Annotated in this window: 7 protein-coding genes and 1 riboswitch; of the genes, 2 read left to right on the top strand and 5 right to left on the bottom strand. The window is 70.9% G+C overall.

The genetic code is table 11. The annotated features are described in order from the left end of the window. Nucleotides 1-245: 245 nt before the first annotated feature. Genes ACETWP_RS15125 through glyA form a run of 3 tightly spaced genes read right to left on the bottom strand, consistent with a single transcriptional unit; the run spans nucleotide 246 to nucleotide 2,628 of the window. Entirely contained in the window at nucleotides 246-1,148 is a 903-nt protein-coding gene (locus ACETWP_RS15125) for a bifunctional methylenetetrahydrofolate dehydrogenase/methenyltetrahydrofolate cyclohydrolase (protein WP_373973098.1), read from the bottom strand. A gap of 3 nt (nucleotides 1,149-1,151) precedes the next feature. Further along, nucleotides 1,152-1,298, bottom strand: coding sequence for a hypothetical protein (locus ACETWP_RS15120; RefSeq protein ID WP_373973097.1), 147 nt, complete (start codon nucleotides 1,296-1,298; stop codon nucleotides 1,152-1,154). A gap of 40 nt (nucleotides 1,299-1,338) precedes the next feature. Continuing rightward, nucleotides 1,339-2,628: a serine hydroxymethyltransferase gene (glyA, locus tag ACETWP_RS15115; protein ID WP_373973096.1), complete on the bottom strand. Its 1,290-nt coding sequence runs from the start codon at nucleotides 2,626-2,628 to the stop codon at nucleotides 1,339-1,341. 73 nt (nucleotides 2,629-2,701) lie between these two features. After that, nucleotides 2,702-2,787, bottom strand: a riboswitch (ZMP/ZTP riboswitch). Nucleotides 2,788-2,910: 123 nt separating this feature from the next. Here glyA and purU point away from each other — a divergent pair. Next, entirely contained in the window at nucleotides 2,911-3,762 is an 852-nt protein-coding gene (purU, locus tag ACETWP_RS15110) for a formyltetrahydrofolate deformylase (protein ID WP_373973095.1), read from the top strand. A gap of 13 nt (nucleotides 3,763-3,775) precedes the next feature. Here the strand turns inward: purU and ACETWP_RS15105 are convergent, their stop codons facing one another. Beyond that, nucleotides 3,776-5,026: an acyl-CoA dehydrogenase family protein gene (locus tag ACETWP_RS15105; protein ID WP_373973094.1), complete on the bottom strand. Its 1,251-nt coding sequence runs from the start codon at nucleotides 5,024-5,026 to the stop codon at nucleotides 3,776-3,778. A gap of 330 nt (nucleotides 5,027-5,356) precedes the next feature. On the opposite strand from ACETWP_RS15105, the gene ACETWP_RS15100 reads away from it, so the two are divergent. After that, nucleotides 5,357-6,598 (top strand): acyl-CoA dehydrogenase family protein, encoded by a 1,242-nt coding sequence (locus ACETWP_RS15100; protein ID WP_373973093.1) that lies wholly within the window; start codon nucleotides 5,357-5,359, stop codon nucleotides 6,596-6,598. On the opposite strand, the gene ACETWP_RS15095 is transcribed toward ACETWP_RS15100, so the two are convergent. Beyond that, nucleotides 6,595-8,511 (bottom strand): heavy metal translocating P-type ATPase, encoded by a 1,917-nt coding sequence (locus tag ACETWP_RS15095; protein WP_373973092.1) that lies wholly within the window; start codon nucleotides 8,509-8,511, stop codon nucleotides 6,595-6,597. The genes ACETWP_RS15100 and ACETWP_RS15095 overlap by 4 nt on opposite strands. Between the last annotated feature and the right edge of the window lie 19 nt (nucleotides 8,512-8,530).

Below are 8,530 nucleotides of genomic sequence, written 5' to 3'. Positions count from 1 at the left end.
GATCCGGATGGTCGCCGGGGTTCCGCACTGGATCCCGCCCGCGCACGTGGACCCCGCGCGCAGGCCGCTGCGCAACACCTACTTCCACCCCGGCATCGGTTAGGAAGCGGGTCCTCCGACCATGACAATCGCCAACCACGCGGACCCGGCCAGCGCCAAAGAACCCGGGCAGCGAGACCCCGGCCAACGAGAGAGGCATGGCCCCGACGCAGGCTGTCTGGCATGGACCGCCGGGCGTTCGGTGGTCAGCCGGCGCGGCGCTCGGCGGCCTCGACGACGTTGGCCAACAGCATCGCCCGCGTCATCGGCCCCACGCCACCCGGGTTCGGCGACAGCCACGAGGCCACGTCGGAGGCGGCCGGCTCGACGTCACCCGTCACGACCGGCTTTCCGTTCCCGTCGTCGACGCGGCTCACACCGACATCCAGCACGATCGCGCCGGGCTTGAGGTCAGCGGCCTTGATCATGTGCGGCGACCCCGCGGCGGCGATGACGACGTCGGCGCGGCCCAGCTCGTCCGCGAGGTCCCGGGTTCCGGTGTGGGCCAGGACAACGGTGGCGTTGACGTCGCGACGGGTCAACAGAAGCCCGATGGGGCGACCAATCGTCACGCCGCGCCCGACCACCAGCACGCGCTTGCCCTCCAAGGAGATGCCATGGCGCTCCAGCAGCACGACGCATCCCTTCGGCGTGCACGGCAAGGGCGACGTCATGGGCCGGTTGACGTTGGCGACGAGCCGCCCGAGATTCATCGGGTGGAGTCCGTCGGCGTCCTTCTCGGGATCCATGGCCTCGAGCACGACGTCCTGGTCGATGTGCCGCGGCAACGGAAGTTGCACGATGTACCCGGTGCACTCGGGGTCCGCGTTGAGTTCCTCCACGACGGCCAGGAGCTCCGCCTGGGTCGTGTCCTCGGGCAGGTCGCGGCGCAGGGAGGTGATGCCGACTTCCGCGCAGTCCTTGTGCTTTCCGCCCACGTACCACTGGGATCCCGGATCGCTCCCGACCAGGATCGTTCCCAGCCCCGGGACGACCCCGCGTTCCTTCAGCGCCGAGACGCGCTCCTTGAGCTCGGCCTTGATGGCGGCCGCGGTCGCCTTTCCGTCCAGGACCCTGGCCTGCGCGGAGGACGCTTCGTTGACGGTCATTTCTCACAACTCCTGTTCGAGGATAAAAGCCTTGCCCCGCACGCAACAGCCCGTGAAGCAGCACTCGTCGGCGGGGATGTCGAATTCGTCCGATGCCGCCGCGGCGGACTCCAGCGCCCCGGGCGGCAGTTCCAGCGGGTCGATGCTCAAGCGCGGCCCCCGCGCGGGAGGCCGGTCTGCGCCGCCGCCGTCACCACTGTTCCAATCCCGGGTAGAGCGGGAAGTCGGCGGCCAACCGTTCCACGCGGGCGCGCAGGGCCTCAAGGTCGGATGCCGCGCCGTCACGCAGTGCCGCGGCGATGATCTCGGCGACCTCCGTGAACTCCTCGTCGCCGAACCCCCGGGTGGCGAGCGCGGGAGTGCCGATGCGCAGACCGGAGGTGACCATGGGGGGCCGCGGGTCGAAGGGCACCGAGTTGCGGTTGACCGTGATCCCGATGGAGTGCAGGAGGTCCTCCGCCTGCTGGCCGTCCAGTTCGGAGTTCCGGAGATCGACGAGAACGAGGTGCACGTCGGTGCCCCCGCTCAGCACGGACACTCCGCGGTCCACCACGTCGGCTGCCGTCAGCCGTTCGGCGAGGATCCGCGCACCGCCCAAGGTGCGCCGCTGGCGATCCTTGAACTCCTCGGACCCTGCGATCCTGAAGGCCACGGCCTTGCCGGCGATGGCGTGCATCAGGGGCCCGCCCTGCTGGCCGGGGAAGACGTTGGAGTTGATCCTCTTGGCCATGTCGGCGTCGTTGGACAGGATGATGCCCGAACGCGGACCCGCGAGAGTCTTGTGCACGGTCGACGTGACCACATCGGCGAACGGCATCGGGTTCGGATGCAGGCCGGCGGCCACAAGACCCGCGAAGTGGGCCATGTCGACCCAGAGCAGGGCCCCGACCTCGTCCGCGATGGAACGGAAGGCGGCGAAGTCGAGCTGGCGCGGATAGGCGGACCACCCAGCCACGATGACCTGGGGCCGCTCGGCACGTGCCTGCTCGCGCAGCTTGTCCATGTCGATGCGGAACGTGTCCGGCTCCACCTCGTAGGCGGCGACCTCGTAGAGCTTGCCGGAGAAGTTGAGCTTCATCCCGTGGGTTAGGTGTCCGCCGTGCGCCAGCGACAGGCCCAGCATCTTGTCGCCCGGCTTGATCATGGCCGAGAGCGCCGCGGCGTTCGCGGAGGCGCCGGAATGCGGCTGGACGTTGGCGAACTTGGCGCCGAAGAGTGCCTTGACGCGTTCGATCGCGAGGTTCTCTGCCACGTCGACGTATTCGCAGCCGCCGTAGTACCGGCGTCCCGGGTATCCCTCGGCGTACTTGTTGGTCAACACGGATCCCTGCGCCTCGAGCACCGAGCGCGGGGCGAAGTTCTCCGAGGCGATCATCTCGAGGGTGTTTCTCTGGCGCCCCAGCTCGTCGGCGATGACGGCCGCGATCTCCGGATCGACGTCGGCGAGGGACTGGTTGGTCACGGTGGTGTGGCTCGTCACGGGTGTACTCCTGAAGCGGGAAAGGTGGTCAAGGGTCAAGGTCAGCCGATGGGCGGCATGCCGATCTCAGTTGACCCTGGGCCCAGGCGCGCGGTCCGTGGTCATCGCTCGTGCCGCTCCCCGGTGGTCCTCCACCCAACGCCAGTCGCGACGTCAACCATGCTAACGGACGCCCGCGGCCCCACGCCCACCATGACGGCGGACGCACGGCTCCCCGCAACATTTCCCGGAGGGCGGAGCGCAACGAGCGTCGGGGCGGCAGCGGTGGGTACAGTCGGTCGAATGAGTTCCACCGCGCACTACATCGTGTCCATCTCCTGCGCCGACCGTCCGGGCATCGTGCACGCCGTCTCGGGGGCCCTGCTGGCCGCCGGTTGCAACATCACCGAGTCCCAGCAGTTCGAGAGCCCGGAGACCGGGACCTTCTTCATGCGCGTCGCCGTCGCCACGGAGTCGGACGCGGACGCCCTGGCCGCGTCGTTGGATCCCGTGGCCCGCGCCTTCGGGATGCGGCTCGGCGTCCACCCGGAGGAGCGCCCGCTGCGCACCCTGCTGATGTGCTCCAGGGAGGGCCATGCGCTCAACGACCTGCTGTTCCAGCAGCGTGCCGGCTCCCTGCCGATCAGCGTCCCCGTCATCGTGTCGAACCACCTCGACCTCAAGCCGATGGCCGATTTCTACGGCGTGCCCTTCGAGCACGTCCCCGTCACGCCCGCGACGAAGCCCGCGGCCGAGGCACGGCTCCTGGAACTGGTGGCCGAGCACGACGTCGACCTCGTGGTCCTGGCGCGCTACATGCAGATCCTGTCGGACGACCTCTGCCGCACCCTGTCCGGCCGCGCCATCAACATCCACCACTCGTTCCTGCCCTCGTTCAAGGGCGCCAAGCCGTACCACCAGGCGCACGCGCGCGGGGTGAAACTCATCGGCGCGACGGCGCACTATGTGACCGCCGATCTCGACGAGGGCCCGATCATCGAGCAGGAGGTCATCCGGGTCAACCACGCGCGGACCCCGGAACAGTTCGTCTCCATGGGCCGCGCCGTCGAGGGGCGAACCCTCACCCAGGCGGTCCAGTGGCACGCCCAGCGTCGCGTGCTCCTCGACGGCCGGCGCACGGTGGTCTTCAACTAGCCCGCCGCAACGCCTACTTCGCCGCGCCGATGGCCCACACGCGCGGCAGCTCGGTGCCGTTGACGGAGCGGTCCCCGACGAGCCTCGCCTTATACACCCAGGGATTGTGGTTTCCCGCGGTGCGCGCGTTGCGCCAGTGCCGGTCGAGGTTCTTGGCCGTGCTGGTCGCGGACGCGGCGAGCGCGTCGAAGGCGTGGCTCAGGGCGTTGACGGCCAACGGGGTCAGGGCGACCTGGCCCTCGGCGGACGCGAGCTCGGCGAGGTCGTTGATCTCCTCCTCGCGCTCCGTGGAGATGCGGCCCGCCCGGGCGTCCAGCGCCGCCCGATACGCCGACTCCAAGGCATGCGCCGCCTTCTCGACGATGGCCTCCCCCGCGAACCCGGCCGCGCCGACCTCGCCGATGACCTGCAGTATCTGCGGGTCCTCCCGCCACACCGGTGAGGCCGCGTGGCTGAAGGTGCGGCTCCGGCGTCGCACCTCGTCGGCGAACTCGCGCTCGGCGGCGCGAACGCTCCCGGCCAGGACCGCCAGCAGAACGACTTGGTAGAACGCCGTCTGGTACTTGAAGCGGGTGTCGAAGTCGATGAGGTTCTCCTCCTCCACGACCGCGTTCCTGAAGGTGCTCGTTCCCGTCCCCGTGGTCTGCTGTCCGAAGCCGTCCCAGTCGTCGCCGTGCGTGACGCCCGGCTGGCGCGAGCTGACGGCCGCAATCACCCGCACACCGGTGTCGGTGCGCTCGGCATAGGTATCCAGCCAGTCGGCGTAGATGCTGCCCGTGGAGTAGTACTTGGTCCCGTTGATGCGGAAGCCCCCGCGTCCGAGCGAGGCGTCGGGGCTCACCTTGGTGAGGACGTCCCCCACCGCCACCGAGCCGACCTCGGTCCAGGAGTTCCCGACCAGCTCCCCCCGGACGAAGCGCCCGAGCCAGGTGTCGCGCCCCGGGCCCGGTGCCGCGACGAGCCGGTCCTCGACGAACGCGAAGTGGGCACGGAGCGCCTGGCTGATGTTGGAGTCCGCGGCAGCCAACTCGGTCAGGAGAGCGAAGAGCTGCGGAAGGCTGGCTCCCAGCCCGCCGTCGGCCACGGGTACGCGCAATGCACCGAAGCCGGCCTGCGCCAACTCGCGGATCTCCTCGTGCGGTAAGCGGTGGTCCTTCTCGCGGGCGCTGGCTCCGGCGGCGATGCGTTCGAAGATCGGCCGGAAGGGGGCTGCCAGTCGGTCGTAGTCGACCACGGCGTCTCGTGTGTTCGTCTGCTGGGACATCTTTCGCCTCCGAGGGGGGTGTCTGCTGGTGGTCGTCACGACGCTAGGGGCCAGGTGCCGGGGCCGGGGACACTGTGACGCCAACCGCTCCGCTGTTGCGCCGTGTGGCGTCGCGTGACGTCCCGCGGGCCCCGGCCACGCGTCACACGGCGGACATCGGGCGTCACACGCGCGTCGTGGGCGTCACCGTTCGCCTTCCGGGGACTTCTCCCGACCACTTGCCGGCTTCCGACGGCGGCCGCCGCCGCGCGTCCGTACGCTCGGTGTCCATCGGCGCCCCGCCGACCACCGAACGGACCAGCGCACGGACGACCGCCAAAGGACCACGCCATGACCATCAGCCTGCACGAAGCCCTCCGCTCCTCCCCCTGGTCGGGTCTTCCCGGACCGTCGACCGCCGAAGGGTGGATCGCCCGCGCCCGCCAGGTCGCCGCGATCCTGTCCGTCGACGCCGTCGAACGCGACCGGGCCGGTCGCACGCCCACCGCCGAGGTTCGGCTGCTCAAGGACTCCCGGCTCACCGTGGTCCTCGGCCCGGCCGCCCACGGCGGCGGGGGCCAATCGTGGACGACCGCCTTGCGGGTCATCCGCGCCGTGTCGGCGGGCGACGGGTCCATCGGCCAGCTGCTCGGCTACCACCTGCTGTGGGCCTGGGCGGCGCGGCTGGTGGGGACCGACGGCCAGATCGAGGCGGTCGAGGAGCTCTACACCTCGCACAACCTGTTCTTCGGCGGCGCGGTGAACCCGCGCGACGCCGACCTGACCGTCAGGGACCGCGGCGAGACGCTCGAGTTCTCCGGCCGGAAGTCCTTCTCCACGGGAGCCCGGGTCTCCGACCTGCTGGTGCTCGAGGGGGCCTTCGCCGCATCCGGCGAGCACGTCTTCGCCATCGTCCCCACCGACCAGGAGGGCATCCGGTTCCTGGGCGACTGGGACAACCTCGGCCAGCGCCTCACGGAATCCGGGGGTGTCGATATCGACGGTGTCGAGGTCCCGTGGGCATCGGCCGCCGGATTTGTGGACAAGACGTTCAGGTCCCTGGTCTACAACACGCTGAACGTGCCGCTCATCCAGCAGATCTTCACCTCCATCTACCTCGGCATCGCCGAGGGCGCCCTGGCAACGGCGCTCGCGTACACGCGGGACAAGACGCGCCCGTGGCCCTACGGCAGCGCTCCCCAGGAATCGGCGGCGGAGGAGTGGTACATCCTCGAGACCTACGGCGACCTGCAGTCCCGGCTCTGGTCGGCGCAGGCGCTGGCCGATTCCGTCGACGCCGAGCTGGCCGGGCTCCTGCACGCCCGACGCGAGACGGTCACGGAGCGCGCCCGCGGGGAGGTCGCCGTGCGGATCGCGGCGTCCAAACAGGTCGCTGCCGCGGCGGCGCTGGACACCGCCCACCGAATCTTCGAGGTGACCGGGGCGCGGGCGACGTCCAACGCCGTCGGACTGGACATCTTCTGGCGCAACATCCGCACGCACTCGCTCCACGATCCGGTGGCCTACAAGCGCCGGGAGGTCGGGGAGTTCGTCCTGTCGGACCGCATTCCGGAACCGAGCTGGTACACCTAGACCCGTCCGCCGGCCCGCGGCCCGCGGGTCGGCCCCAGGGCGCGCAACGCGTTGAGGATCGTCACCAGGTCCACGAGCTCCTGCATCAGCGCTCCGGCCACCGCGGGCAGCACGCCGGTGGCCGCCACCAGCATGAGCACGACGGACAGCGCGATGCCGATCCAGATGCTCTGCAGCGCCACGCGCACCGTGCGCTGGCCGATGCCCACGGCGGTCGCGGTCTTGAACAGGTCGTCGGTGACGATGACGACGTCGGCGCTCTCGCTCGCCGCCGTCGAGCCGCGCGCGCCCATCGCGACCCCCACCTCCGCCGCGGCCAGCACCGGGGCGTCGTTGACGCCGTCGCCCACCATCATCACGGGCCTGGCCGGCGCCTCGCGGATGGCCACGACCTTGTCCTCCGGGAGGCACTCGGCCAGCACCCGCGTGAGGCCGACCTGGGCCGCGATGTGGTCCGCCGTGCCCCGCTGGTCCCCGGTGAGCATCAGGCGCTCGACGACACCGAGACGACCCAGCTCCGCGAGCGTGCTCCTCGCGTCGTCCCGCACCCGGTCGCTCATCACGAGCACGCCGGCGAACCGACCGTCCACGGCCACATAGACGGCCATCTCGCCGGGCCCGAGGTCGTAGTGCTCGACGCCGGACGCGTGGTTCCGCACGTGCAGTTCCTTGCCGACCAGCACGCTGCGCCCGGCTACCGTCGCGACGACCCCGTTGGTGGCGGACTCGCTGGCCGCCTGGCCGGGGAGCAGCTCCAGCCCGCGCGCCTTCGCGGCGCCCATGACCGAGTGGGCCAGCACGTGCGACGAGTACTGCTCCGCCGACGCGGCCAACTGCAGGAGTTCGCGGGCCCGGGCGCCGAGCGGCTCCGGATCCGCGTCCAGCCGAAGACCGCGGGGCGTCGCGGCGCCGGGACCGCCCGCGGGAAGGACCGCCAACAATTCGGGACGCCCGTAGGTCAACGTGCCGGTCTTGTCGAACGCCGCCGTCCGGACGTTGGCCAGCATCTCGATGGTTCCGCCGCTCTTGACGATGATGCCGTTGCCCGCGGCACGGCTCATGCCGCCCATGAAGGCGACCGGAGCGGCGATCAGCAGGGGGCACGGGGTCGCGACCACCAGCACCTCCGCGAAGCGCACCGGGTCCCCGGAGAGCCACCAGGCCATCCCTCCGACGAGGAAGGCGAACAGGGTGAAGGGAACCGCGTAGCGGTCGGCGAGGCGGACCACGGGGGCGCGGGACGCGGCGGCCTCGCGGACGAGCGCGATGATGCGCGAGTACTGCGAGTCCGCGGCGCGGGCCCTGGCTTCCAGTCGAATGGCCCGCGCCCCGTTCAGGACCCCGGACATCACGTCGTCGCCGGTGTGCCGGGTCACGGGAAGCGACTCTCCCGTGAGCGACGACTCGTCGAAGTCGGCCACGGCGGAGCGGAGCACGCCGTCCACGGGCACCACCTCCGAGGGCCGCACCAGCAGCAGGTCCCCCGCCTCCACCGCCTCGATGCCGACGTCGCTGACCGTCCCGTCCTCGAGGATCCGGTGCGCGTCCCGCGGCGCGCGCTCCAGCAGCGCGGTGAGCTCGCGCTTGGCCCGTCGCCCGGCGTAGTCCTCGAGCGCCTCGCCCCCCGAGAGCATGAGGCAGATGATGAGGGCCGCCGCGTACTCCCCCACGGCGACCGTCGCGAGGATCGCGGTGAAGGCCAGGACGTCGATCCCCCAGTGGCCGCGCAACAGGTCCCGCACCATGGAGTACCCCACCAGGGCGGCCACGGTGAGCGCGAAGACGCTCGCCGTCCAGCGGGCCGCGTCCTCCCGCCCCACCAGCGCGAAGGCCGTCACGACGACACCCACCGCGACCGTGGCGGCGACGATCGGGTAGCGCCTCACCGCCGCCAGCGCTCTCTTCGTTTGCATCTGGACCGGCTTCCTCGCG

Source organism: Arthrobacter halodurans (assembly GCF_041877255.1).
Lineage (GTDB): Bacteria > Actinomycetota > Actinomycetes > Actinomycetales > Micrococcaceae > Arthrobacter_N > Arthrobacter_N halodurans.
The sequence above is the reverse complement of the archived record's forward strand: the minus strand, read 5'-3'. Positions and strand labels throughout refer to the sequence as shown.

Bases quoted from the DNA above. Each gene is read 5' to 3' on its own strand.
- purU (WP_373973095.1), top strand. From the start codon at position 2,911: ATGAGTTCCACCGCGCACTACATCGTGTCCATCTCCTGCGCCGACCGT.
- ACETWP_RS15100 (WP_373973093.1), top strand. From the start codon at position 5,357: ATGACCATCAGCCTGCACGAAGCCCTCCGCTCCTCCCCCTGGTCGGGT.
- ACETWP_RS15095 (WP_373973092.1), bottom strand. From the start codon at position 8,511: ATGCAAACGAAGAGAGCGCTGGCGGCGGTGAGGCGCTACCCGATCGTC.
- ACETWP_RS15125 (WP_373973098.1), bottom strand. From the start codon at position 1,148: ATGACCGTCAACGAAGCGTCCTCCGCGCAGGCCAGGGTCCTGGACGGA.
- ACETWP_RS15105 (WP_373973094.1), bottom strand. From the start codon at position 5,026: ATGTCCCAGCAGACGAACACACGAGACGCCGTGGTCGACTACGACCGA.